Raw genomic sequence first — 26,758 nt, forward strand, 5'->3', positions numbered from 1 at the left:
CATATCCGCTCCCGACGCCAGTCCGCCGACGCTACACTCCTGCCGAATGCCGGCAGTCATCTTTCTACTACACCACGATTCAGTCTCATGCTTCGAGACTTAGAGTCGAGAGGGGCGGAGTGCGGTTACTGTCGCGACCGGACCCTCCTGGCGTGCCTGTACTCTACCCCGTGGAAAGACTGATCGAGACCGCGTTCTGAGGGGAAGACAACCAAGTTTCTGCCGCCCTCGCGTACGGAACTTGGAAAGACCAGGCCTTCTAGAGTCGCTTTCCCCCCCTGCTTGAACACTTGCGCCAGATACTCACAGACTACTTGCGAAGGTACGTACTCCACGTGTTCCTGACCGTTCTTGATCACCGGCTTGGAGATCGCGTCCACGAAACCCCCAGCGAACAGCAGTTTCTCGCGCTCATTCTTATTCTCCAGGTCGAACACCGATGGCGGTGGCGGCAGGCGCGTCAAATCGATCACCAGCAATGGCTCGGTCAGCTCGAAGGTCGCCATGAACGTCGCTTCGGTCTTGGCGGTCGACTCCCCGATCTCCCGCAGCGCGGTCTTGGTGTCGAACGCGACATACAGGTACGGAATGCCCGCCGGATTCATGCGCCCTGCACGCGCCTTGTCGAAGGGAGGTGCTCCCAACTCCTTGGCGCACGGGCTCCAAGCATCCCCCCTCTCCTTCATGCGCGCCCGAAACACCCGCGTGCCCTCCGGGACCTGCCTGACGTAAGGGCGGAGGCGATTGCCCAGCACGCCCAGCATGTGGCGTGGCTCGACGTCCTGCGCGCCAGCCGTGGAGATCTCGCCCACGGAACCGAAGTGGAATCGCGTCTTGTGCTTGATCACCTCGACAAAAGACGCCCACGACCCAAGCATCACCTCGTGATCGTGGGCCGACGCCCAATGCCCATCCACTGCGGCCACCCAGCCGTTTCCCATGTCCGCATCGACGATGTCGGCGATGAGATCCGGGTGGCCATCGAAACCCAGGCCGTAGAAGACCTCCTGGATGTCGATCGGATCGATCACGAATCCGCGATCCCACGGCACGCCGGCGTCCGTAGGTTCGTGGTAGTAGGTCCACACCGCGGCATACACGGCTTCCTGCAGCGCTTCGACTGCCGCGACCTTCCTCCTGTTTCCGCAGTAATCGCACCTGCCTGATCGTGCCGCGTCCCGCACGACCCGCTTCAGTGCCGAATCGTCGACGCAGCCTGAACAAACTACCTTGTCTACGCCGCTCCAGCCACGCTCTTCGGCCTCCATCCAATCGGTCTTGACCTGGCCCATTCGGATCACCCAGCGATGTTCGCCCTAGCATAGCCTTGGGTGTCAGCAACAGACCATAGCCCGCCAGTTGCCTACGTGTTCTGAGCCCGAGCGGTGCCGGGGTCCACTCAGCCCTCGGGAGGCGGGGCAGCAGCCGGTCGGGCGCCTCTCGGTCGCTACGGGCCAACAGCAGCGTGGCGCTGACATCGCGTGTCAAGAACGATGCCTACTACGGCTCTCGGTCACGAATGACTACTGAAGCCCCCTCCAACGCTGTTGGCACCACACAATCGGCCATGAACAGCAGCCATGATTCTTCGGGCCCGCTGTCCCGCCAAAACTGGGCATGGTTGAGCTGCACAGCGCTGCCAGAGGCCTGCCCCCATCACTGGTCCGACGAAAAAACCCGGTACGAACTGGCACCACCTCGCTCCTCGCGTTTCAGCGCAACGGCTACAGCGTGCAGTGTGAGCACGTCCGCGCCTTGGCGAGGCTACGGATCTACTCGTTCGAGCTGGCTATGGAAGTAAGCAATGCGGTCATCGCCAGCTTCGAGCTGCCACCGGGGTCACCACGAATGGCAGCACTACATGGCGCTGGTCCAGCGCAAGCCCGGGTTCTGCGTGACGGCGCACTGTCCCGCACCATGGCCCAGCCGCTGCGCTAATTGCAGAACCCCCACTTCACCACCCTCACGGCGACCGCGCGATGACAAAGATCCTGGTCGTCCTGGTCCACGGTCTCGAAGCGGGTCTGGTGGCGGCGGAGCTGGTGCTGTAGACCTGTTCGTGAAAATGCATCCGACACGGTCAATCACCGCTCTGCTCCACGATACTCTCGAAATCATAGCTCCCCGGAACGCCAAGCTTAACGAGTTGTCCGACAATGCCGTCGATACGATTGCGCATCGGATGGACGTGCGTGAGTAGTGACGAATCTTCCTCCGCGGCTGTGTTCAACCATTCCACTAGCCGCCGACCGATTCCGAGCTCCACCCACATTCCGATATCGGTAGGCAGCCGCTGGAGCCATTCTTCCGCAGCATGCAGCAGGAAATCGAGATGCCGCACCCGTGGTGCTACGAGCAGCATGTTCATTGTGCACAACGCGACGAAGGGAGTGGGTCCGCCCCGTACGAACGGGCGCAGCACCTCCAGAATAGGATCGATGCGATCAAACACTGCTGGCACGAGGTAGCTGGTGGTGCCACCGATTAGGTTATGCGTGTTCAACAATAACTTCGCGACCACGCCGCCGGTGTCGCGATCAACCGACAGATCGCCCGGCCGTGGATCGCGGTTCCAGCAACGCAACTTCGAAGCGCGGGCCACCATTCGACGGCGAAGCTCCACCGCACGCTCGGGCGAGCGCGTTATGTCGGTGAAGTAGCAGACATCGGCGGCGTGGAGCACGATCTCCGAAACGTCTCCGAACGAGCGGTCCGGAAGTCCTTCGATCTGCGCCAGGAGTTCATCGAACCGATCGTCGCGGGCATCCATCAATTGGTTTGCGACGAGGACGTAGAAAACGTTGTTCCATTTCATAGGCTCCCGGTCCACCTCGACGTCAGGCGGATGACCGAATCCGTTTTTCCTCGCAGACCAGATGGCGTAGGTCCCGACTATCTCAGAATGCCATTCCCGTGCCACACCATTGCCCGCCAGAAGATTCAGCCACAGCGCGGCAACCTGAGTGTCAATGTGAGCGCTCGCTTCTGGAATCCGTCTTAGGCTTGCTGCATCTTCGGGATTGTCGGTTCCGGCCGAGCGCGGGCTTCGCACACGTGTGTGTTGCCTGAGAATCGGCTCTTCCTCCGGAAAGGCGGGCCAGACAGGTTCGGAGCTTCCGTCCAGCCAAGCAATCTCGGCTTCGACTGCCAGGCGATCGACGTTCTCCTTCTCACGCCCATATCTCGTCGCTTCCGCCTTGTCCTCGTTCCAGGGGCTGTACCTCCAACGACTCGTGGCGAAGGCGGCACGCGCGGCGGACTTCAGCAAACGCGGATCGGTTCCGGCGACGGCATCCAGCGCCGCCAAGAACGCCGGCACCGCACAGCGGTCTTGCCGCGTTGCAGCGCGAAGCAATGCATCGCGATCGGAATTTCGGCCGCGCCGGCGCCAAAGATGGATCAATGCCAGCACCGACAGGGCCTGAGGATTGTAGGCGAGCGCTGAGCTTGAAGTGCGGTAGCTTTCTCCCTCTTGGGACAAGGTGAGCCTGACAACCTCGCGCACCCAATCCTCGTGTTCATCCAGCAGCGCGTCGTCGCCGTCTCGCGCCGCGAGCATCGCCGTCGCCGCGAGGCGCGTCGACCTCGAACGCAACACACCGGAGTCGGTGTCGTCCGGCAGCTCGCCGTTCGCGAACTCTACCGATTCGCGTGCGACGGTCGTGGTAGCGTGCGTGAGGTCGTGTATCGCGAGCTGGATCTTCGATTCGATTTCGATGGAGCGACGGCGACCGCTGTGATACTCGTCAAGGCACGCCAGATGATCGGCCTCTGCCGGCGGTGATCGATACTCGCGCAGGTCTCCGACGGCGACCCAATTGCGTTCGTCAAGCACGTTCAGCGCATAGGTACCCATGAACCCTGGATCGCCGAAGTCCGCATGCGCAGCGTACGGTCCAGTCCTAACAACTGCCTTTTTTAGCAGTGTCCTCACCCGCCGAGACGCTTCGTCGTCCCGAAGATAGCCCAGCAAGAATCTCTCGAGCGCAACACCTCTCGAGCGTTTCGCTTGGAGGTCAGCGAGACGTACTCTTCCGGCCGGCTCCTGGGCAACGCCGAAGCCCAATGTCGACAGAGGATCATGCCCTGCCCGTCCTCGATCCGCCGCCAACAACTCCGGGGACGCGATGAAGGGAACCAGCAACTCCCGACTCGCCGGCCAGTGGGACAGCAGAAGATCGATCGCCACAAGCAGATAAGCCGCGCAACTGCCGTTGGGGCCGAGGATGTCGGCTATGACGGCATCCAACTGCTCTCCTGCCTCGACGCGGCCGTGTCCCCATGCTTCCAACGCCATCAGCGCCGACGCCACCGAGTACTCGCGAGCCTGGTCGCGCGACCAGAGGTACGTTTGGGTCCATGGGAAGAACCGTGGACCGTCGTCGAGCGCGAGCAAGAATCCGGTCGTTTCCGGATCGCCGTAACCGGATCGGAAGGCAACCGCTTCATCGACGAGCTTGCGCACGAGGTCGAGGCCCACGGTGGGCGCCGCCTCAAGCAGGTCCAGGAAGGGCGTCTGCGCCGGTGATGGCGGCAGATAGTCGCTGTCGTTGAAACTGAACGCTTGATCCCGGCGGCGACCACCCTGGCTTCGACGGTCTTGAGGTTCGATCAGGCTCGCCGCAACGAGATCGGCGAGTTCCTGCGGCGCTACGCGCGCGATGGTTGCGCTGAATGGGCGGACCTCCTTGAACTTGAATCCGTCGTTCTCCGTGGCGACGGCGCGCAAATAGGCCTTCGTCTGCTCCAGCGCGTAGGGCGATAGCAGCAAGGACACCGCCCTGAGCTCCGAGATCATGGACCTGCGGTCGATGCGCAAGGGCGTGGCCCCCGCAGGAATCAGGACGTCCGCGTCCGGCTCGTCGAGCTGACGCAGCCAGCCGAAGAGCATTCCAGCGATAGATACGGCCAATTTCGGTGCGCCGGTGACCAACAGGTACAGGACCTGCACAAGCTTGACGACAGGCGCAATCGCCTGAAGCGGAATCTCCGCTGAGTGGCGCACGCACCATTCCACCAGTCTGCACGCGGATGCCGTGGTTGGCACGCGGATGGTCTTCGGGAGCGAGGATGCCCATGCCGCCGATTCGCCGGTCAAGTCTCGCGCCATGTCGGCAGGCGACGCTGTTTCCACTGTCGTCACCGCGACGCAAAGCTCGACGAGCAGCGCGCCGTCCCGTGTGAGGAGTGCCGCGCTACAGCGCTCAAGCAAGATTGCTGAAAGCTCCGAACGAACGATCGCCAGTAGCGCCTGGCGCCGCCAGGTACTGTGTGACCCTTCAACTGACAATCTTTCGAGGAGCGCAAGCCACTGCGAGTCGTCGGCGGCGAGCTCCAGCGCAAAGCGTCCGGCGAACTCCACGCCGCGCGCGACCTTCGCCGACGCCGGAATCCCGAGGTCAAGCGTGTTGAAACCATCGGGATCCTCGTGCAAACGGGCGCCCACGGCCCAGTCCCGAAGCACGTCGTGATAGAACCGTAGATGGTCGCGCCTGGATTCGATCAGACTCTGGGATCGCAGGAGGTGGTTGCGCGCGGGCGAATCACCCCGGGCCTCGATGGCGTTGCGGCCTGCGAGCGCGGCGTCCGCGAGATCGGCCATCAGTCGCTGGGCCGCTCGCCGTTCGGTGGACTCCGCGGAATCTGCGGTTTGCCACCAGTGGCTTGAAAGCGCCGCCTCCGACCGGACCGTCGTGGTCGACGGCACCTTGAGCAGTCTCGAGAGCCTGTACAAATTTCGGGTGATGGCTGCGGCGGCGTGTCCAGGCGCCAGGAGCGCCCGAAGCTCGGGGGCATGCTCGCGCAAGGCCTCGACTTCATCGTCGTCAAGCTCGCCGACGACGACCGTGTGTACCGGTCCAAGCAGCGATGCCAATTCCGGCGCGAGCCAGCCGTCTCCGTTTGCGCCGTACTCCGGCCGCGAGGTGGCTACGACCGACAAGCCTTCGATCGCTGCGACTTCCCGTAGCAGATCATTGACCGTCCGCCGTCGCGCAGGAGACGTGAACATCTCGAGGCTGTCAATGAAGATCACTCCGCCACCGCTCGTCGCCAAATCTGCCAGGAACTCCCGTGCCGTCGCCTGAAGATTCAACGTCTGCGCCAATGCCGACCAACCGCCCTCCGGCGTGCTCACTGGATCGAGAACGAGAACGTTGGCTTGGACAGCGATGCGCTCGGCGGCATGCTTGAGCACCGCCGACTTGCCGGCGCCAGGACCACCGCTGATCTCGACGAAGCGATGCTGATCGAGGGCCAAGTCAAGCGCCTCGATCACTTTGAGTCGAGGAAGCTGGACACCGGCGACGCTGTTGCCGATCTCGGCCAAAGCCTGTCGTGATCTCTCCGCCAATTTCAGCCTTGGTACGGAGAAGTCCCGGTCGCCGGCGAATTGGAAGCCGCGGTCGGAGAGCAGCCGGCGCAGTTCGACGCGTTCGACGAAGCCGCCTGCCTTCGCCCTCTCAAGCGAGATTTCGATCAGGTTGCCCCACAGCGCTTCGGCACGCGGTGCATCCTGGGGCGCGAGGATCAGTCTGGCAACGAACAGCCCGTGGGTCCTCGCCAGCGGCGCACTCGACTCGAAGTCGAACTCCAGGATCAGGAACCGCCGGACGAAACGCCAGATCGCATCGTCATCATCCGCAACTCCTGCCGCCACAAGGTTCGCGCGGAACGTGCCGGCGAATTTCCGCATGTCGGGCCCGGATACGCCTTTCGCCGCCAGTCGGCTAAAGAACTCGGCTCCGGTCGCAGCCTTGCGTGCCCATTCGAGGACGTCTTGGTATGGACCTGAGATGGCCCTGCTCGTCCGCTGCGTCGCAACGGCAAGCCGATGCCTATCTTCGGGAATTCCTTGCGCGGTACTCCTGGCTACCTGCCTGCACACCTCTTCGAACAATGTGTCCTTCGGAGAGAACGAGATCGTTCGCTTCGACTGGATCTCCAGCAGCATCTCACCGGCGTGAGATGTTCCATGGATCACCAGATCGTCAAGCGAAAAGCCCTGATCTACGCCTTGGTAACGAACCCGCTGGACGAGCGCTCCGGGCAACCCGCGCGGCTCGATATCGGCGAGGAGCGCCAGCAGGTAGAACGCACCAAGCTCGCCTTCGATGTAGGAGCCGGCGCCGCCGCGTGCAGCGGGACTCGATTCATGACTGACGGCGGTGGGATCGTCACGGCGCATTGCCATATTCTGCCCTGAATCGCACCGGGTTTTGTGGCCCCTTATGAGGCTGAGGATCCCGTCTGCCGCCCTCGCCTACCCCCGACAAATCTTCCTAATCCTCAGTCCTGGTCGATGCCCGCTTCCGGTCAAAAACGGATATGGGCCAACATCTGAATTAGGTCGGCCCGCGGTGAACTATTGCGCACCTTCTCCGCGACCAATGATGCACATTCCGCTTAGTGTTGATGCGAGTACTTCCGTTTCCGAATTGGGCGGTTGCTCAAGGTCGTCCATAAAAATTTCATTAAATGATCTGGCCAATTCTGAAAGCTGATTGTGAGCATTGTCGATTGAACTGATCACATCGGCAAGACTCACGGGCTGAGGCATGTCTGAACCTTGGTCGGAGTGAACGGACCACTTATTCGTGGCCGAATCAAAGCGCACTTCATGGTGCCCGTTGGGCCCTCCGGTGGGCATGATCTGGGAGGGCTTGAACCAGAACGTGTGGACAAGCAGCCTGCGGCGATGCGATTGAATCTGGCCTAGCGTATTGAAGTATGGGAATGCGAAGAAAACTGCATGTCCAGCTGCTTCAAGCTTTTGTAGGCGATCCAGTTGATCCTTGGCCTTCGTGCGATTTAGCTTCCACTCCCAAGTCGTTCCATTGACATATGCACGTTTGTACTGAATAAGAGCCCCTGTGGCGCCTCCAAATACGCCCGCGTCGAACCCCCATTGCGCCTCCTGTGCTTGGGTAGGTCCCACGGCAAAATAGGGCGTGTTGTGCTGATGTGACAGCCAGTTAATAAATTCGGTGGTGAGATTAAGCTCGACAGTCTTCTCGGAAATCATAGAACTCCCTTAGGATGCCTAGCCAGCTGACAGCCGAATGTCTGAGCTCGGCCATAAGACTTATCCACAGCACGCTGCATAGAGGCCCAGCACTCTGAAACGAATCGATCTTAGGACGCCTAGGTCCGGCAAACAAGCCGAGCTATAGCCAGCGTCAACAAGGGCAGAGTATGCACTTCGGCAGATGCTCGAAAGCTGCCCTTCCCCACCACCGATAAACATCCCTTATCGCGACTGAACTGGTTTGGCAGGCCGAACGGGTTTTTGCGCAATCTCCAGCCTACTCACGTCGTCCACTGGCACAAGAACTGCAGCTTTCTGTACCGGGTCCCAAAGCACATAGCTATCACCCAAACGCCCCACTAGGCCCAGGCTGCCTTGCAGCTTCTCATCAATAGTCACATTGACCGTGTACTTGCTGCCGCCAGAAGTAATCGTCTTGGCGCGCTCGAAGCCAAGCCAGCTTGACGAGATTGGGACATAGACAAGCATCACTAGGGCATAGACCAGCCATGGCGAGTCCTTTACGGCGGCTGGCAGCACTGGGGACAGGCGTACAGCGATTGCACATATGCCAGTTAGGGCCGCACCTATCAGAACGGGCCAGCCATTCGACCACCAAAGCAGGGCGCCCATTCCAACAACGCAAAGGGCCAAGATCAGCCACATCAGCAGACTGGCTTGAGACGTGCTCGCAGTCACCTTCCCTTCGACCCACCCTCCAAACAGCAGCGCAACCAGCATAAAGAACAACGCCATGCCAATGCCAGCAAGACCCGCCAGCGCAAGCTCGCTTACGGCGACAAACTGAAAGGGATCCAGTCCGAAATGGCCCCAGTACGCCTTCAGATAGAAGGCGCCTTGAATCAACCCAAAGGTGACGAGCGCCGAACCCCATCCAGCAATATCGGCCATAGTCAGTGTCTTTTTCGTACGCTCCATGTATCCCCCTTCCATCAATGCAGCCTCGTCACATAGTGGCATGCAGCGCTCCGCCCTGCAGAACCCACCCTATTAATGTGACGCGTCACGCTCGATCGCCCCCAACCCATTGGCGCCCCACCCCTCCCCCACTATAGTTCCACCCCTTACAAGGACGAGGCGGCACACATGCCCTATATCGGAATCGGACTCCACGTACTGGCGGCCATCTACTTCGCGGTGCACGCCATACGCTCGGGCCAGAGCCTCTACTGGCTCATCCTGCTCTTCTCGTTCCCGCTGCTCGGCAGCGTCGTCTACTTCCTGGCGATCTACCTTCCGGAAGTCCGCCACTCGCGCGGCGCCCGGCAGGTCGTCCGTTCCGCCAAGCAGCTCATGGACCCGGGCCAGGACCTGCGCAATGCCCGCGCCGAACTGGCGCGCACGCCCACCGTGCAGAACCGGGTTCGCCTGGGCATGACGCTACTGGATGCCGGCCAGGCCGAGGAAGCCAGAACCCTGCTCGAGCAGGCAGCCAGCTCGCCACTGGGCGACGATCCCTACATCCTGACCGGTCTGGCGCGTGCCCGCCTCGATTCCGGGCAGCCCGCGCTTGCGGTGGAGACGCTGGACGGTCTGTTCGCCCGCCATCCGGATGTGCGCCGCAAGCCGGAACAGACGCTGCTTTACGCGCAGGCACTGGCTGCCGCCCAAGCACCCGGCACCCGCGCCGCATTCGAGCGCGCCGTCGAATGCGGAAACGATGCGGCCGCTCGCTGCCTGTACGCCGAATGGTTGATGGCGCAGCCGCAGCCCGACGACCGCGAGCAAGCCCGCAGCCTGTTCGCCAGCATCATCGACGATGCGCAGCACTGGTCACGCCACGCGCGCAGCCACAATGCCGCATGGTTGGAGCGAGCCAAGGTCGCGTTGAAGGGCTACTGACGCCTGGCTGCCTCCGGCAATTCTGTCGTATCCCCCTCGTTCACGGCCTCGCCGGGCGGATGCCGACACTCTGCCGGCTTGCACCACTGACACCGACGACAGCCTTGCAGCACAAGGCTCCCGCCTCATTGTGCCGCATGCAACGATTCTGAAAATGTTGAAAGTGGTGACGGCATCAGCCCTACTGCATTGGCATCGCGCACAACCGGGCGTATTCCTTGCTGTGCCACCTCGAACAGGTGGCCGGGCTTCGAAACCCCGGTTGTGCAATCGTAAAAAGCGCTTGCCAGTCGGCACCACCCTGCGTGGTGCCGACTGGCAATCCGTCAGCCGGCTATGGCGGGCGGTGCGTGGGGGCCTTGCGCCCGCCGGTCTGATTGCACACCGGGTTTCGAACCTCGCACCGTCCGCCACCTTTATCGGTGGCGGCTTCTGCATGCACGCAAGGAGCCCAGCCATGACCAAGCCCCACTCCCCTGCCCCGCACTCGATCCACGACGCGCCGGCCAACGGCTCCGCACTGGATCCGAACACCCTCATCGCTCTGCTGCACAGCATCGGCTCCGGCGCCGCATCCGATGGTCAGCCGTGGCCTGAACGCCATCAGATGCCCGGCCGACGCATCGCTCTGGCGGATACCGACTGCTCCTTGGCCGGGCTTCGCGTGGTGCTGGAGATTCTGCTGGCCGCGGAACGCGCCCGCGAGAACGGCGAGTTGGAGCAATACGTTGGCCCGCGCGTCATGGAGGGCCTGATCATGGCCGGACTGGGCCTCACCGCACACGCGAGTACGCGGCTACATCCGGAGGGTTGAGTGGCGTGGTGCCGATGGGCGGCCACGGTGATTTGTCTGGCGGTGGTGGTTACGGCGCAGATTCAGTGGCCGGTGCCGCCGGTGCCTGACCAGCTCGCGTTCCACGGCATTTCCGATGATCGCTTTTCACAGCTTCGCCGACAGGCAAGGCAGTTTGTGGAAGCGCGGCCACGGCAGGGCTTTGAGTTCGTTGGACAGCGTCAAGACGCCGCCATCAAGATTTACTGCCGTGGCGTTCCAGTGCTGTGGCTGGAGAGGCGCTCGCACTATTTGCTCTTGCAGATATCACTGGACGCCCGGCAGCGAGCACCCGACATTGTGCAGTTGCGGGCGCTTCTTCAGTGGCAGATTGAGCCGTTGGACTATCTGGAGCAGGTACTGGTTGAAGTGCCTGAGCCTGTTTTGATGGATCGGGTGCTGCGGGCTCTCGCTGGCGAGGTGCCTGATGGCGCGCGGTGCGGCAGGCAGTAGTCGAGCAGGGCTCGAACCTACAAAGGCGTTGGCTGGGAGGGTTCGGGTTCGTGGATGGAGCCCTCCAACAAGGCAACGTAGGTGTCCAGCCGGGTGCGTAAGCTGATCAACATCCAGCCCACGACATACAGCAGCACCATGCCAAAGATCAGCAGTGCTCCGAGCGGACTGACGTCAAACACGCTCGCCCAATCGCCCCATTTCCATCCGCGGAATTGTACGTAGAGCGCGATCAACAGCGGAAATGGCCCAAGGCGCTGCAGCCCGCCGTACATCATGCCCATGCGTTCGATCATGCTTTCGCGCAGATGACTGACGTACTTGAGGCGACGCTCTCGCTCGAGCCGGGGGAAGCACCGAAGGTCGGCGATCACAGCTTGCCAGTGGGCAAACTCTCCGTCCATTTCCTGGGCATGTGACAGCCGGGGTTGGCTGAACTGACGGATTCCACGGCCTGCTGCAAGGAGGCCTGCTATGGCGAAGCCACCAATCTCCACCGCCAGACACGTCCTCACCAACAACAGCGTGGTCGCAAGTGGAAACCATTGCTCTAGCAGCTGACTGCCTAGAACGCCGATGACGGTGGCCATCATGGCCGCACGAAACGCCCACGTCTCCACTCTGCCCGCCTTGGGGTAGATGCTGTGCTCAACCAGCCCCTGCACCCGCTGGTAGAGCCAGTGGAACGTCAGTTCCTGCGAATCGGTCTTTGCCGGCGGATCGAATCCGCCCCCTGCCTGCATATCCATTGCGCGCCCCCTGCCCCGCCGGCGTAGATGCCGGACCCGGCCATCGTAGCTGAGGTTGGCCAGGGCGGCATACAGCATTGCTGCGTGACTGCAGATTCTGCTGGACCCAAGGCATGCAGCGGCGCATACAGCAGCAAGAACGAATCCAGCACCTGCGCCCCGTCGCGTTCCATGTCGAATTCCTCCGTGTCCAGGATCGTTCCATAAGGAGCGCCTGCAATACCGGTATACAGGCAACGGGCTGCGATGGTGATGTCCGTTATCGCGGCCAGCTGGCCAAGTTCATCCGCGCGTTGAAGTGCTTTTTCCAGTGTGCGCAGCTCCACTAATAGGCGATATGCCTGCCGCGTCAATGCGCCCGGTGCGTTCAGTGAGGGTCCGTTCTGCTTCGTCTCGCAACAGGGCCGGCCCCAGGATCGGCTTCGGATGCAAGGGCGGGCACATGCTTACTTCCAATGTTCATCAACTGGGAGCCCATGCGAAATATGGATTTCTTCACCTACTGCCCGTCGGTGCGGGCCTCGTCGAGCAGATGCTGCAGCGGGTACGGCCTACTTCGCCGCCCGGTCTTGCCACTGAGCCAGGTCTGCTTGAGATAATCCCGCAAGGCCTGGAAACGCGGGGTGTCATACAGCGACCGGTGCGTCCACAGCCACACTTCCTTGCTCAGTGCCGGCGCATCGCGCACGCGTATCAACCCGCCCACATGCTGGGCAACCGCACATTCTATGACGCCCAGCCCGGCTCCTGAGGTGACCCCATCGAGCACCCCAACAGAATAGTTGCAGCGAAGCCAAGGACGGTTTGCCCCGGGCAACGAACGCATCCAGCGTTCCACCTCAAATTCAACGCGCGGCTCATCCAGACCCACGAATTCCAGCTCATGCCATGCGTGGCTGGCAATCGCCGCCTGCCGCCGCGCAGCATAGGCCTGATTGGCGTACAGCGCATAATCCATCTGCCCCACGCGATCACCACGCAGATCGCCTGTGTCGGGCGGACCGTAGCGCAGCAGGGCGTCGGCCTCGCGACGGGCCAGGTTGTAAGGCTCGCGCGAGGTGAGCACCTCCACATCCAACGAAGGGTGCTGGCGGTTCAAGCCGGGAAGCAGCGTAATCAGCATGAAACTGGCCCACTCATCGGCGTTGATGCGCACTGTGCCCACCAGCTCCCGGGGCGTATCAACCTGGCGAGCGATCTCGTCGGCGGCCTCCTCCATCTGCTCCGCCAGTGCAAACACTCGCTGCCCCAGTTCCGTGGGAACGCAGCCGGTTGACGTGCGCTCTACCACCTTGCCGCCCAGTCGCTCCTCCAGCGCATCCAGCCGGCGCGATAGCGTGGCCGTGCTCATGCGGGCCGCCTTCGCCGCCTCGCGCAGGGTGCCGCCGCGGATCACGGCCAACAGCACGATCAGGTTGTCCCAGGGGAAGTGTTTCATGGATGAAACGGCCGCCTGCGTTATTGGGTGTTTTGGTTCATTTTTGAAGCTTATATCATGGCGCCCGGGCACATTACGAGCGTGGATCGCCGCTCTGCCCCGCCCCCTCTCGATTCGCTCTTACGTCCGCTCGGCACTGCCGTCGGTGAACATCAGGTACTGCAGCATGAATTCCAAAAAGACCTTCTGGGACCGCCTCCTCCACGCCGTCCTCTTCGAAGCCATTGCCCTGTGCCTGTGCGCTCCGGTGATGTCTTACTTCCTGGGCAAATCGCTGTTTGAAACCGGTGTGCTGACCGTCGCCCTGGCGACGTGCGCGATGCTCTGGAACATGATCTATAACGCGCTGTTCGAGCGGATTGAGAAGAAGATCGGGTTCAAGCGAACCGTGCCGGTGCGGATTGCGCATGCGGTGGGGTTTGAAGGCGGCCTGGTGGTGGTTGTGGTGCTGCTTGCCGCGTGGTGGCTGTCCATCTCCTACTGGGACGCGTTCCTGCTGGAGTTGGGCCTGATCGCGTTCTTCCTGCCTTACACCTATGTCTACAACCTGGTGTATGACAAGGTGAGAGAGCGGCTGCTGCAGCGGAATTTTGCAGATCAGGCAAAGCAGGCGTGAGTTGACGCTGCGAACGTTGCCCCGTCCTTGCAGACGGGGCAACGCGCTGCGTCAGAAGCTGTAACCGAGCCCCAGCTGCACGCCGTTCTGGGTCTGCCCATCGCGGCGTTCGCCGATGTAGTCCACCATGACTGACAGGCGGTCGCTGGCGCGGCTGGTCACACCCAGATTCCACGCCAGCACCTGCTCACCCACCGTCTGGCTGTTGGTGCCGAACACAAGATCCGGTGCGGCGGCAAAGCCGGTGCTGTAACGGGCCTGGGTATCTCCCAGCTCCTTCTGCCAGACCACGCGGGCCCGCGGAGTGATGCGCTCGCCGTGATTGCCTTCGAAGGTTTTGAACAGCTGCAGGCCGGCACCTGCGCGGATGCTTTCCAGGCTGCCACCGCGCCCAACCAGTGCAGCAGCCCCCTGCCCTTCATTGAAGCGGGTGGCCGAGGTACGAGCATAGTCAAGCACCGGCAGCAGCGGCTGGATCACCAGGCCATTGCCTGTGGTGAACGAGAAGCCGTGCTCCAGGCGTGCTGAAATCGCATCGTTGTTGTACTTGGCCTGCAACGGGGTCTCCAGCCCTTCGATGCCGGCAATGCTGCGACGGGTATCGTGGCGCAGATCGGTATAGCGAACGGAGACCGACAGGTAGCCACGCGAGTACGTGGCATCCAGATAACCGCCCACATCCAGCGCACGCACATCGCCGGTGAATCCTGAGCCATCACGCCCCTTGGTCGACATGTCGGCGGCGGCGACGCTGACGCCCAGGGTCACGCGGTCATCGGCAACCTGTGTATCCGCACCCAGCACGATGCCGCCCACGGTGTGGCTAAGCCCGGCCACGCCGCCCTGGCCGTCGATGCGGCCATGACTGCCGAAGCCGCGGCCCCACAGCCCATGGCGGCCGGCCGATGCGCTGGCCTCTGCACTGTTGTTGCCGAGGCCGGCGGGTTCCACCAGATGCATGGCCAGCTGATTGAACAGGGTGCCGTTGGCCATGCCCGGCTGTGCCGATGCTGCCTGCGCTGCTTGTGCGGCCAGGCCTGCGGCATCGCTGCTGCCATTGCGTCGGGCAGCCTGGTGCTGCTGTACGACGCTGCCGATGCTGCCCACCAGCGCATTGTCGGCCAGACGCAGGCTTGCGTGCGCATCACCCCGCAATGCACCCGCCTGCTGGGCAATGACGTCGCGGTCGGCAAACTGCAGGATTCCCAGCAATGGCTGCAGCGCCGACGACGGCTGTGATGCTGCGTTCTTCAATGCCTCGCCCAGGCCGCCGCCCGATGCCGCGTTGGCAAGCAGGGAGACATCGTCGAAGGCAGGGTTGGCGATCGCCCAGATGCCGTCGCCGGTCTGGCGGATGCTGAAGCTGAGCAGCGAATTGTCGCGTGGGTGGAACATGCGCTTCCCTGCCTCTGCACTGGTCAGATCGACGCTGTAGCCCGAGCCATCCTGACGCTCGGCCTTGGTGAAGGCGACCTGGCCAGCCTGCAGCTGCGGAACACTGGCGTCGAACTCACTGCTGCGGTCCTTCAACAGTTTGCCCGTCAACAGGGCGCCTTCCTTGCTGGCGTAGATCCTCCCCTCCACCAGCGGAATGGCCAGATTCTGCTGGTAGTAGCCTGGCGCCACATTCAGGGCGAGCTTGCCCACGTCGCCGCCGATCAGGAAGCCCGGCGCTTTTGCAGCGGGCCCGCGATCGCACTGGAAGTAGGTGCTGACGCTGGCGCAGCGATGGACCTCGAACGTATCCAGGAAGAGGCCTGCCTGGCGTGTCTCCGGAGTGATATCGAACAGCAGCCTACCTGCGTTGGAATACGCGAAACTGACGTAGCCATTGACGGTCAGTCGCCCACCCTGCGGATGCAGGTCGCCGCCTGCCACGCGCACTCGTGCTACCTGGGGAACATTCCATGGCGAGTTGGGAGAGGACTCGTCCTTGACGTACTCGGTGGCCGTGATCCTGCCATTTCCCTCCAGCCTGGCCCCGGGGTCGAGCGTCACAACGGCGGTCTTGATGTTGCCGCCACTGAGGATGGCGCTACCACCGCGCTTTACAAGCAGGGTACTGACGTTTTCCAGTTCACTGCCAGCCCCGATGCGCAGCGAGCCGGCCACGGTGGTATCTACGGCCTTCAGTCGGCCGTCTTCCAGGTTGACGCCTCCGGTGGCGTCGATGATGGTATTCAGCGTGACCAGCCGGGCGCCGGAGGTTACATCCACTTTGCCGGCCTGTGCCCAGAGAATCTCGGCGCCGCTGGATGTGTCTGCAGTCCAGACACCCCCCTTGTCGAGGCGGATCATGCCAAACGTATCGCCGGCCGCTGCCTTTTCGGCATCGAACGTGGACGCGCCATAGCCCACGTCATATTCGTACTGGGCAGCGTGGAAGTTGGGATTCAGGTCGCCACGTACATTCCCTGACACGCGAAGGTAGTCGGCCGACAGATCGACGCGCTCTGCGCTGGTGATGATGCGATCGCTGAGGATATCCACGCCGGGGTACACCTTGCAGGTGGCCTCGGTCGGGCAGAACTGTGCCGGCCTGCCGGTACTGGGGTCGTAGTAGTAGAGGAAGGAGCCGCTGGGGACGATCATTCCGTTGATGGCGCCGACCACCCGCGCAATGGCTTCCGGCGAGGCAACCCCCTGCATCATCTTGGCGTAGTGATCGTCTGATACCTGCTGTGCAATGGGAACCACCTTGCCGCCCGCAGTGCTGCCATGAATCATGAAGATGTTGTCGGGAAACCGGGCATCGAGCTCGGGCAGATCGTAGGTAGCGATACGGCGCTCGACGCCACCAATGAAGCTGGTACCGCAGGCCGAGATGCACTTGCCCTGGAACACCGAGGTGATGCCCCGTTGGCGCAGCAGCTCACCGGTGCCCCGCCCTGCTGCCGCATCCCCGCCGGGGCTGTCGCGGAAAACGACCTGGTTGATGACCCGGCCGTTGCGGGCGGCCGCGTCCAGCATGTTCCGCAGGCGGATATGGTCCTGGTAGTTGACGCCGCCGGTTGCGATGATCCGATCGCCATTTACGTGGAAGGTGTATGCCGAGGCGAGGCTTGGCGCCAGCGTCGCGCTCAACGCGAGGCAGACGGCGGCACCGAGCGGGGTGAATCGGCGATCGACCGACCGACGGGGAATGCTCTTCATAGGGTGGTCCTGGTGGTTGGGGACAGGCGGGTGTTCGCCGGAAGGCATGCACAACAGGTCCGCCCGGTACGCTTGCCATCGGAGTTGCGGGGCGCCGGGTGAACTGCTTGATAACGGAACGCAAACCCGACCTCCCCCAGTCGGCCTTGCGCGCGGTCGAATGGGGCGCCTCCCGTGCCCGCTATCTCCGCCACCTGCCATTGACGAAGCCGCACCCTGCGGAGCTGCATTAGAGCGCGCCCGCGAGAACGGCGAGCTGGAACAGTACGTCGGCCCGCGCGTGATGGAGGGCCTGATCATGGCCGGATTGGGCCTTACCGCACACGCAAGTACGCGGCTGCATCCAGAGGGCTGAGTGGCCTGGTGCCGCTGGGCGATCACGGCGCTGTGCCTTGCAGTGGCGCTTGCGGCACTCGCACCATCTGCTTTTGCAGGTATCACTGGACGCCCGGCAGCGGGCGCCCGACGTCGTGCAGTTGCGGGCACTTCTTCAGTGGCAGATGGAGCCGTTGGGCTATCTGGAGCAGGTGTTGGCTGGTGTGTCGGAGCCTGTCTTGATGGATCGGGTGCTGCGGGCTCTTGCTGGCGAGGTGCCTGATGGGGTGCGGTGTGGCAGGCAGTAGTCGAGCATGGCCCGTATGTTCCTCCCGGCTCCTACACGCTGGGCAATGGGCGCATGTTCACTCCTGAAGGTCACCAGCTGGAACCCTGCGATATGGTCTGGTGGGCTCTCACTCGCAACATTGCGCGGGAGTGGCGTCTGATGATGGTTGAGGCGGCTCCCCGGACCTGAGTCCTCTTCAAGCCCTCGGCTACGGCGAAATACAGCGTCATATGTGATTGGCCGAAGTCTTCGGAATTCGCCGGGAACGACGGATCGGCGTGGGTGATCCCGGCTCTGATGTCGAGACGTCCAATGTGGCCCACATGAGCCGAGGACCAAGGCCACTCCGGAGCGTGTAAGGCGTCTCTGTAGGGGCGCTTCGCCCACACCCCAACTTCATCTACCCAGGAATGAACCTGGGCGGGGCGTTTCTCGAGATTTCCTGCAACAAATCGGTAAACCTCGGCCTGTACGCTAAGCGCTCGATTTATTTTTTAGAGTATTCTGGGCCGAATAATAATATAAATTACTGGGGGAGTGTAATGCGTATTTCCAGGTTGATTTTGTCCGGGTTGATTTTGTTATTTGTATCATTTTCGGCTTATGCTGGGAGGCCGGAAATTAAAGTAATGACCTATAATGTGATGCAGTTGCCACTCTACTTGAACTGGGATCAGGAGAGTCGGGCTCCCAATATTGCAATTGCAATCCGCGGGCTGCGCGAGCTACCCGACGTAATCGTTTTTTCGGAATTATTCAATCAGTCATCCTATGATACGATAAGTGAAAAACTTTCGGATCTTTATCCATATCAAACCCTCGTCGCTGGCCAGAAGTGTAGCGGAAAAGGCTGGGATTCAATTTCAGGATCTTGCTCAAACAGCCCCGTCGTCGTTCGCGGTGGAGTGGCAATTTTCAGTCGATTTCCAATAATCGATAAGCATGCTCTCGTCTACAGCAGCAGTAGCAGATGGACGGCGGATTACTATTCGAACAAGGGGGCCGCTTATGTTCGAGTGCGCAAGCAGGGCTTTGACTTTCACATAGTAGGGACTCACCTACAGGCTACCGATGGCGAAGACGATCGTCCGTACCACCAGGTGCGATTGGATCAATTGCGCGAACTACGTCGGTGGATTGACACTTTCGGATTGCCGAGGAGTGAGCCGGTAATTGTGGCGGGCGATCTTAATGTTGAGTACAAAAAAGGGGATGATGTAATTGCCATGCTTGATGCGGGCAACCTTGACTTGGATTATCCCGCTGACGGAGGTGTCGGAAGCTTTTCGGCGAAGTCAAACTTGCTCGCTCGTATTGGCTCTATTGAAGACGGGTACAGTCAGGACTACAACGACACAATCGATTATGTTACTTGGCGCAGTGATTACCTGAATCCTGTAGTGCCGGCATCGCAGAAAGTGCTGGCACTTTCTTCTGAGAATCGATGGTTCTGGACATGGCTGCGCGGCTCGCGCGCGGCCAGGGATGACTACGAACGTAAGGGGTTTCATGGTGAGCTGTCTGATCACTACCCAGTGATTGCGACGTTCAGATACGCGCAGTGACAGGCGACTGAGGAAGCCCGACTCTCTGAGAGAGTCGGGCCAATGTTGGTCTGGGAGATCAGGACCCCACCCCGGAATCTCGGGTAGTTGCATGATGGCTTGAACCCGCGTGCAAGGTCGCCATCTGCGCGACCCGGTTAACCGTCTGGCAGCCCTGCCGATGGTGCATCGACCATTCGATCACGCGCAGGGCCTCCCTTGTCCCACACCCGATCCACGACGCGCCGCCAACAGCCCTGCGCTGGATCCGAATACGCTCATCGCCTTTGCTGCACAGCATCGGCTCGGGCGCCGCCGCCAATTGCCAGCCCTGGCCAGAGCGCCATCAAATGCCCGGCCGCCCCATCACCCTGGCGGACACCGATTGCTGGCTGGCCGGGCTTCGCGTGGTGCTGGGCGTTCCTGTGCTGTGGCTGGAGAGGCGCTCGCACTATCTGCTCTTGCAGATATCGCTGGACGCCCGGCAGCAGGCACCCGACGCCGTGCAGTTGCGGGCGCTTCTTCAGTCCGTTGGACTATCTGGAGCAGGTATTGGCTGGCCTGTCGGAGCCTGTTTTGATGGATCGGGTGCTGGGGATACTTGTTGGCGAGCTGCCTGATGGGGTGCGGTGTAGCAGGCAGTAGCCGAGTATGGCTCGACTCTACAGATGCGCTGGCTGCGCCATCGCCGGCCCTGGTCAGAACGAAACCTGCGCTCGCACGCCCACGGTACTGCCGGAATCCGCCCCCTGCGCGTTGCCGACCTTGTTGTCGGTCTTCCAGCGAACATAGTTCAGCATCAGGCGCGACCCGTTGTTGAGGTACCAGTTTACCCCGAGCGTCCATGCCGTGCCCTCGCCGCCTTGGGCCGCATCGAGAAAGTCGTAGCGGTGATAGCGCGCAGCCAGCTCGAAAGCGCCGATGCCACCTTCCTGCACCGGGCGCAATACCCGAGTGGTGCCCCAGACCCCAGATTGGCTACTGAATCCGGGGCGCTCGCCGGTGATCAGCCAGCCGGCGTAGATCGACGTCGCCTGCTGGTGGACCGAATCGACTGTGCGTGACTCGATGGTGCGAGTGGTCTATTCGGCGAAGGCCCACACCGGGCCCTACACTCCGCCCGGCTCCAGCCCCCAGGCGCGGTTGTCGGTGACGTTGGCGATGGAGCTGGCCGACACGCGCACGTTGCCGTTCCAGCCCAGCGCGATCGGAGAGGTCTTGTTGATGCTGCCCACGTCCTGGCCGAGATCCTCGCACCAGTACCAGCCCCCAAGTGCACGAGGCCTGCCTGGTCACGCAGCGGATTCCAGTGTGCGCGCAGCAGATGCGCCAGGGTGTCGCCAGCCGCAGCCAGCACAGAGGGTGGAGTCAGCAACAGGCAGCCGCGCCAATCGCGGCACGCTTCAGTGAATTCATGCAGTTCTCCCGAATGGAATACAGTGCGCGGCTCAGTCGCCCGCGCCATCATCGTCCAGCGAGCGCGGTGGCTGAGCTGCAGCCGCAGGTATCGCATTGGTGCCGTGCGGCGTGAGCCGCGACGGCGGTGGCCCGAGGTAGCCGTGGCTGCGTGCCCAGTTGGCGAAAAGCCGCGGCCACTGCGCGACCAATGTGCCGGGCTTGCCCAACCCCCAGCTGTGACCTCCGGCTTCGAACAGGTGCAGCTCCACCGGAATGCCCGCCGCATGCGTGGCCTGGTACATCGCCACGCTGTGGCCGACATCGACGGTGCGATCGTCCACGGCCTGGGCCAGGAACACCGGCGGCATGTCCTTGCGGACGTGCTGTTCGACCGAATAGGCCTGCTGTGCGTCGTCCTGGCTGGCCAGTTCCCGCTTCGACCGGGTGTGGTCCAGCGGCGCGCGCATTGAAACGACCGGATAGATCATGGCAAGGAAGTCCGGGCGCGCTGACAGCTGGTCGGCTGCATCCACCGGCGGATACAACGGGGCATCGAAGCGCGTGGCAACGATGCCGGCAAGATTGCCGCCGGCGGAAAAGCCCAATGCGCCGATGCGTTCCGGATCGACCCCCAGGCTTGCCGCCTGCGCGCGCAGCAGCCGCATGGCGCGCTGGCCATCCTGGAAGGGTGAGACCGGCGCCCACCCATCGGCAGGCAGCCGGTAGTAGACCACGGCGGCCGTGACACCCAGCGATTGCAGCCACTGTGCCGTCGGCTTGGCAGCGCTGCCGATCTGGATGCGGAAGTAGCCACCGCCGCCGAAGATCACCACGGCGGTCCCATTGGGCTTCAGCGGTCGGTAGATCTCCATGCGCGCGTTACTGATTCCCGAGACCGCGCCCTTTGCGCTGCCTTCGGCGCCGATCCGTTCCGGGCCGCGCGCACGTTGCTGCCAGTGGCCCTGCGGCCACAGCGGAACCACCTCGGGTGCAGGTACAGGCGGCGCTGCCGGCACCGCGCCCGCGAGCAAGGGATTCAGCAGGAACAGAAGCACTGCCAGCCCGCGCAGTTTCCCCACATGCAGACTCATATCACGCCCTTCCGTCGGCCTCGACGGGCGAAGTGTGCGTCGAGTTGCGCTGGCGACCTATAGCCGGATGGGACTAGCTGGGCCGTGCTTTTCTGTGTGCGCTGCAGCATCAAAGTGGACGCCTTTGGCTGGAGCGTCACCAGAGGATTCGCCATTGCACGGTTTCGTCAGGCTTCCTTGTTTTCTCGCATCTTCCCGTTCCGGCAACTGGCTCTCTGCTGCTGATGGCGGTGCTGCTGTACATGGCAAGCGACAGGTTCGAGGGTCAGCCGGGCATGGCTCGGCTTCTACAGAGAAGCCAGCTCCCGCGCAAGGAACGCTGCCGTCCTGCTGCCCTTGGCGTGTGCCACCTGCTGCGGCGTGCCCCTCGCCACGATGGTGCCACCCGCACCACCTGCGCCCGGCCCGACATCAATCACCCAGTCTGCCTGTGCGACAGAGCGCATGTCGTGTTCGATCATCACCACGGTGTTGCCCGCTTCCACCAGCCGCTGCAGCTGCACCAGCAACCTGTCCGCGTCCGATGCATGAAGGCCGGTGGTGGGTTCATCCAGCACATACAGCGTGCGTCCGCGCTGGCTGCGCTGCAGCTCGGTAGCCAGCTTGATGCGCTGTGCCTCACCGCCTGAAAGTTCCGTAGCCGGCTGGCCCAGCCGCAGGTAGCCCAGACCGATTTCCTGCAGCAACTGCAGCGGGCGGGCAATGGCGTCTTCTTCGGCGAAGAACGCCTGCGCCTGGTCGACCGTCATCTGCAGGACCTCGGCGATGTTGCGTCCGTTCCACAACACCTTCAGCGTGGCCTCGTTGTAACGGGCGCCATGGCAGGTGGGGCATGGCGCGTAGACGCTGGGCATGAACAGCAGTTCGACGCTGACGAAGCCCTCGCCTTCGCAGGTCTCGCACCGGCCCTTGGCCACATTGAACGAGAAGCGGCCCGCATCGAAACGACGGCGGCGTGCGTCGGGCGTTGCGGCGAACAGCTTGCGCACGTGATCGAACAGGCCGGTATAGGTGGCCAGGTTGGAGCGTGGCGTGCGGCCGATGGGCTTCTGATCCACCTGCACCACGCGTTGAATGGCGTCCACGTCGCCGGCCAGCTGGCCCCGCGTCGCTTCGATCACAGTTGGTCCGTCGGTGGGTGCGCTGTCGGCACTCTCCTCTACGGTTTCGTGCCCCAGGTGCAACAGCATCAGCTCGGGCAGGGCCTGCGCCATCAGGCTGGACTTGCCCGATCCGGAAATGCCGGTCACTGCGGTCAGCAGCCCCAGCGGCACCCGCGCGTCCACGCCCTGCAGGTTGTGGCGATGAATGCCCTTCAGTTCCAGCCAGCTGTTGGCACTGCGCTGTCGGCTGGCAGGTGCCTGCACCTGGTCGAACAGATACTGCGCCGTGCGCGACTCCTGGACCTGGCGCAGGCCATCGGGCTCGCCACTGTAGAGAACGCGCCCGCCGTGCTCGCCCGCCTGCGGTCCCACATCCACCAGCCATTGCGCGCGGCGCATCAGCTCCAGATCGTGTTCAACAACGAACACCGAATTACCGCCGTCGCGCAGCCGCTCCAGTGCGTCGTACAGCGCCTGGCTGTCAGCTGGATGGAGGCCGGCCGAGGGTTCGTCGAGCACGTACAGCACGCCAAACAGCAACGAGCTGAGCTGGGTGGCCAGCCGCAGGCGCTGCAGTTCGCCGGCCGACAGCGTGGGTGTGGCGCGATCCAGCGAGAGATAGCCCAGGCCCAGCTCGCGCAGTTGCCGTACCCGCGCCATGACCCCTCCCGCCAGCCGCTGTGCAGCCAGGCGTTTTTCCTCAGACATGGCAGAGGTCAGTCGCACGTCAGGGGCGCCCTCGTGGGTCGCACGGCCACTCGCGGCCCGCCGGGCGCGATCGCGGGGTGTCGCACTCCTGCTGGTACGTGCGCCCTTGCTGTGTGCGCCGAAATCACCCTGCGCGATGGGCTCCAGCAGGTCCGCCAGCTGATCCAGCGGCAGCCGCATGAACTCACCGATATCCACACCGGCAAAGGTGACCGAAAGCGCCTCCGGCTTCAGGCGCTTTCCGTGGCACGCCGGGCACAGCTTGCCTTCCATGTAGCGGGACACCCGCTTGCGCATCAGCGCGCTCTGGGTGTTGGCAAAGGTGTGCAGCACGTAGCGGCGCGCGCCGGTATACGTGCCCATGTAGCTGGGTTCCTGCTTCCGCTTGAGCGCGGCACGGGTTTCGGCAGGAGTGAAACCGGCATAGACCGGCACACTGGGCGCTTCCTCGGTGAACAGGATCCAGTCGCGGGCCTTCTTCGGCAGCTTCTTCCACGGGATGTCGATGTCGTAGCCCAGCGTGACCAGGATGTCGCGCAGGTTCTGGCCGTGCCATGCCGGCGGCCAGGACGCGATGGCGCGTTCGCGGATGCTCAGCGACGGGTCCGGAACCATCAGCGCTTCGGTCACTTCGTAGACGTGTCCCAGGCCGTGGCAGGTGCTGCAGGCACCCTGCGGCGTGTTGGGCGAAAAGTCCTCGGCATACAGCATGGGCTGATTGGCCGGGTAGGCCCCTGCACGCGAGTACATCATGCGCACCAGGCTGGACAGCGTGGTCACGCTGCCCACCGATGAGCGCGCATTGCTGGCGCCGCGTTGCTGCTGCAGGGCCACCGCTGGTGGCAGCCCGTCGATGGCATCGACGTCGGGCACGCCGGCCTGGTCGATCAGGCGGCGCGCGTAGGGTGCAACGGACTCGAAATAGCGCCGCTGCGCCTCGGCGAAGACCGTACCGAAGGCCAGCGACGACTTGCCGGAACCGGACACCCCGGAAAACACCACCAGTGCATTGCGCGGAATGGAGACGTCGACATTCTTGAGGTTGTGCTCGCGCGCACCGCGGACCTCAACGCAACCGCTGGCTGCGGCAGCACATGACGACTCGCCAAAGGGGGTGTTGGACATCGTTACGATCCTGCAGGCAGTGAGTGGCGCGCGCCAGAGCGCGCCCAGTGGCCCATTCTCGCTGCTGGGAGGTGAATTCGGCGAGGGTGGGCACGGTGACAGCCGGCATGATCCCGCCCGCCTCGCCCCCCTGCCCTCACCCTCGCTGCAGCACTGCCAGCCACAAACCCATCAGGGCACTCCCCGCCGCCAGGCTCAGCCACACGCTCCGCACCCTGCGGGCACTGAAGACGCCCACAGCAACGGCAATCAACAACACGAACCCCAGCAGCGAACTGGTCAGGACCGAAACGGACGTGCGCATATTCACCAGGGTGGGCAGCACGAGCGCCAGTGTTGTGGTGGTCAGGGCGGTGAACACGTAGCCGCCCACCGATGCGGCCAGCACACGGCTCGCCACCTGCCAGCGATAGGCCGCGCCCCGCCCGGCAGGAGGCTTGGCACTGCGCGCCGCCTCCTGCACCCGTGGCCAGCGGCGCTGCAGCATCACGGCTACTCTGGCCAACATCAACCCGAATGCCAGTGCGACCAGCTCCACGCCGGCCTGCTGCCATGCGCCCCGGTGCAGATACATCAGCAGCCCCTGCCCGGTGGTTGCCATGTTCACCAGCGGCAGTGCCAGGCACAGTGTTGCAACCAGCCACAGCTGCTCGATCCAGGCCAGGCGCGGTGGGCGCCACAGCGCGTGCACCACCGAGGCCGCGCAGGCGGCAAGGAAAATGCGTATTTCCCATGCGCTGCGATCGCTCATTTCCAGCGGCAGCAACCGATTGCCGTACAGGTAGACGATGCTTGCCAGTGCCACCCCGGCCAGCGACGCCACGTTGAAGGCTTCCACGCACCGGTAGATGCCCGCCGTGGCTGCGCCGAACTCATGCTCGCTGCGCTTGCGCCGCTTGATGGAGAACAGCAGCGTGCCGATGGCGATCATCGCCGTGCCCAGCAGGCCGCTGATGAAGTACAGCCACTTCATCGGCCAGCCGCCGAAATCGGCCTTGTGCAGCGCTTCAATCGTCTCATGCACCTGCACGGCGCCAATGGCATGCGGGTGTGCGCCATGCTGTTGCAGCAGCGCGCCGCTGGCAGCATCGAACGTCACCCGGCTGGCCTCGGTCAGCAGATGCCTGTCCGCGCCGCCCTCGGGCTTGCGACCGATCACTTCCACCACGCTGTGCACGGTGCCGGGCGCCTGGATCACGATCAATGCCGGCGGCTGCCCGCTGATGGCCTGCGCGCGTGCCAGTAGTTGCTGCAGGTCCGGCAGTTGCGCGGCGGATACCAGGATGCCCGGCGGAGCCGGCTGGACAGGCGCCAGTTCGGTCTCATAGCGCGCATAGGCGCCATCTGCATCGCCATAGGCGGCGTGCACCGGCCAGGGCAGATAGCTGCTGTAGAAGAACGTCAGCCCGGTGTAGCCGATCATGAACAGGAACGGCAGAGTCAGCACGGCACTCAGGTTGTGCGCATCCAGCCAGCTGCGCTGCCCCTTGCCCGGGCGGAAGGTGAAGAAGTCCTTGAAGATGCGTTTATGCACCACTACGCCGGAGACCAGCGCCAGCAACATGCAGGTCGTGATCCAGCCGACCAGCCAGTAGCCGGCCATGCCGCCGTGCAAGGTGTAATGGAAGGACATGAAGTGGCGTCCGCCTTCGGTTTCCCGAAGGCGAGGTGGAGGGTGTGGCATGCCGGTGCCGGCGTCCACCCAGCGTTCGTGCGCGGTGCCGTCGCCATCCTCCCATGACAGCTCCAGCGGCCCGCCCTGCTGGGCAGGCCAGCGGATCTGCCATGCCCGGGCATCGGCGGCGTTTGCAGCCAGCCAGTGCTGCGCACGCACCGCCTGCGTTCCCGTGTCCACCGCCGGCGAGGAGGCCGGCACGGGGCCGGCCTCCATCCACCGCGTGATCGGTTCGCGGAACACGCTGAGCGTGCCGGTCAGGAAGATCGCGCACAGCAGCCAGCCGCAGGTAAGGCCGCCCCAGGTGTGCAGCCAGGACATGCTTTGCCGGAAGCCTGCCTTCATGCCGTCCCCGTGGCGGGCATGCCATTGTCCCGCCG

At 63.0% G+C, this 26,758-nt stretch carries 18 protein-coding genes and 1 pseudogene; 6 read left to right on the forward strand and 13 right to left on the reverse strand.

Annotation, left to right across the window (positions count from 1 at the left end; translation table 11 throughout):
* Positions 1-125: 125 nt before the first annotated feature.
* From AC13GF_RS06010 to AC13GF_RS06025, 4 genes are all read right to left on the reverse strand, one after another.
* Positions 126-1,292: a HEPN-associated N-terminal domain-containing protein gene (locus AC13GF_RS06010; protein WP_483003821.1), complete on the reverse strand. Its 1,167-nt coding sequence runs from the start codon at positions 1,290-1,292 to the stop codon at positions 126-128.
* Positions 1,293-2,080: 788 nt separating this feature from the next.
* The gene (locus AC13GF_RS06015) at positions 2,081-7,186 is read right to left on the reverse strand and encodes a hypothetical protein (RefSeq protein WP_483003823.1); all 5,106 of its coding nucleotides are present in this window, start codon (positions 7,184-7,186) and stop codon (positions 2,081-2,083) included.
* A 177-nt stretch (positions 7,187-7,363) separates the two neighbouring features.
* Positions 7,364-8,023 carry a hypothetical protein gene (locus AC13GF_RS06020; protein ID WP_483003824.1) on the reverse strand — a complete coding sequence of 220 codons (660 nt, stop codon included), beginning with the start codon at positions 8,021-8,023 and terminating at the stop codon, positions 7,364-7,366.
* Between the two features lie 225 nt (positions 8,024-8,248).
* Positions 8,249-8,965 carry a hypothetical protein gene (locus AC13GF_RS06025; protein WP_483003825.1) on the reverse strand — a complete coding sequence of 239 codons (717 nt, stop codon included), beginning with the start codon at positions 8,963-8,965 and terminating at the stop codon, positions 8,249-8,251.
* A gap of 168 nt (positions 8,966-9,133) precedes the next feature.
* On the opposite strand from AC13GF_RS06025, the gene AC13GF_RS06030 reads away from it, so the two are divergent.
* From AC13GF_RS06030 to AC13GF_RS06040, 3 genes are all read left to right on the forward strand, one after another.
* The gene (locus AC13GF_RS06030; RefSeq protein WP_483003827.1) at positions 9,134-9,889 is read left to right on the forward strand and encodes a tetratricopeptide repeat protein; all 756 of its coding nucleotides are present in this window, start codon (positions 9,134-9,136) and stop codon (positions 9,887-9,889) included.
* Between the two features lie 457 nt (positions 9,890-10,346).
* The gene (locus tag AC13GF_RS06035) at positions 10,347-10,703 is read left to right on the forward strand and encodes a hypothetical protein (RefSeq protein ID WP_483003829.1); all 357 of its coding nucleotides are present in this window, start codon (positions 10,347-10,349) and stop codon (positions 10,701-10,703) included.
* Entirely contained in the window at positions 10,704-11,174 is a 471-nt protein-coding gene (locus AC13GF_RS06040) for a hypothetical protein (RefSeq protein ID WP_483003831.1), read from the forward strand.
* Between the two features lie 17 nt (positions 11,175-11,191).
* Here AC13GF_RS06040 and AC13GF_RS06045 read toward each other — a convergent pair whose 3' ends face one another.
* From AC13GF_RS06045 to AC13GF_RS06055, 3 genes are all read right to left on the reverse strand, one after another.
* The gene (locus tag AC13GF_RS06045) at positions 11,192-11,923 is read right to left on the reverse strand and encodes a hypothetical protein (RefSeq protein ID WP_483003833.1); all 732 of its coding nucleotides are present in this window, start codon (positions 11,921-11,923) and stop codon (positions 11,192-11,194) included.
* The gene (locus tag AC13GF_RS06050; protein WP_483003835.1) at positions 11,863-12,249 is read right to left on the reverse strand and encodes a hypothetical protein; all 387 of its coding nucleotides are present in this window, start codon (positions 12,247-12,249) and stop codon (positions 11,863-11,865) included. Before AC13GF_RS06050 ends, AC13GF_RS06045 begins: the two co-directional genes overlap by 61 nt.
* 173 nt (positions 12,250-12,422) lie before the next feature.
* Positions 12,423-13,361 (reverse strand): LysR family transcriptional regulator, encoded by a 939-nt coding sequence (locus AC13GF_RS06055; RefSeq protein WP_483003837.1) that lies wholly within the window; start codon positions 13,359-13,361, stop codon positions 12,423-12,425.
* A gap of 166 nt (positions 13,362-13,527) precedes the next feature.
* Here AC13GF_RS06055 and AC13GF_RS06060 point away from each other — a divergent pair, with 166 nt between their 5' ends.
* Entirely contained in the window at positions 13,528-13,977 is a 450-nt protein-coding gene (locus AC13GF_RS06060) for a multidrug/biocide efflux PACE transporter (protein ID WP_483003838.1), read from the forward strand.
* Between the two features lie 51 nt (positions 13,978-14,028).
* Here AC13GF_RS06060 and AC13GF_RS06065 read toward each other — a convergent pair whose 3' ends face one another.
* Positions 14,029-17,130, reverse strand: coding sequence for an autotransporter domain-containing protein (locus AC13GF_RS06065; RefSeq protein WP_483003839.1), 3,102 nt, complete (start codon positions 17,128-17,130; stop codon positions 14,029-14,031).
* 1,233 nt (positions 17,131-18,363) lie between these two features.
* On the opposite strand from AC13GF_RS06065, the gene AC13GF_RS06070 reads away from it, so the two are divergent.
* On the forward strand, positions 18,364-19,299 hold the full coding sequence (locus tag AC13GF_RS06070) for a sphingomyelin phosphodiesterase (RefSeq protein ID WP_483003841.1): 936 nt from the start codon (positions 18,364-18,366) through the stop codon (positions 19,297-19,299).
* A gap of 212 nt (positions 19,300-19,511) precedes the next feature.
* A pseudogene (locus AC13GF_RS06075) lies at positions 19,512-19,694 on the forward strand (hypothetical protein); the annotation flags it as partial.
* Positions 19,695-19,976: 282 nt separating this feature from the next.
* Here the strand turns inward: AC13GF_RS06075 and AC13GF_RS06080 are convergent.
* From AC13GF_RS06080 to AC13GF_RS06100, 5 genes are all read right to left on the reverse strand, one after another.
* Positions 19,977-20,348, reverse strand: a complete 372-nt coding sequence (locus AC13GF_RS06080; protein ID WP_483004288.1) for a porin — start codon at positions 20,346-20,348, stop codon at positions 19,977-19,979.
* A gap of 39 nt (positions 20,349-20,387) precedes the next feature.
* On the reverse strand, positions 20,388-20,513 hold the full coding sequence (locus tag AC13GF_RS06085; RefSeq protein ID WP_483003842.1) for a hypothetical protein: 126 nt from the start codon (positions 20,511-20,513) through the stop codon (positions 20,388-20,390).
* A 213-nt stretch (positions 20,514-20,726) separates the two neighbouring features.
* Complete coding sequence (locus tag AC13GF_RS06090) at positions 20,727-21,767, reverse strand: alpha/beta hydrolase (RefSeq protein WP_483003844.1); 1,041 nt, start codon at positions 21,765-21,767, stop codon at positions 20,727-20,729.
* 287 nt (positions 21,768-22,054) lie between these two features.
* Positions 22,055-24,703 carry an excinuclease ABC subunit UvrA gene (locus tag AC13GF_RS06095; RefSeq protein ID WP_483003845.1) on the reverse strand — a complete coding sequence of 883 codons (2,649 nt, stop codon included), beginning with the start codon at positions 24,701-24,703 and terminating at the stop codon, positions 22,055-22,057.
* A gap of 136 nt (positions 24,704-24,839) precedes the next feature.
* The gene (locus tag AC13GF_RS06100) at positions 24,840-26,699 is read right to left on the reverse strand and encodes a PepSY-associated TM helix domain-containing protein (RefSeq protein WP_483003847.1); all 1,860 of its coding nucleotides are present in this window, start codon (positions 26,697-26,699) and stop codon (positions 24,840-24,842) included.
* Positions 26,700-26,758 lie beyond the last annotated feature (59 nt).

The organism is Stenotrophomonas sp. 22LJNL06-5-1 (assembly GCF_056861455.1).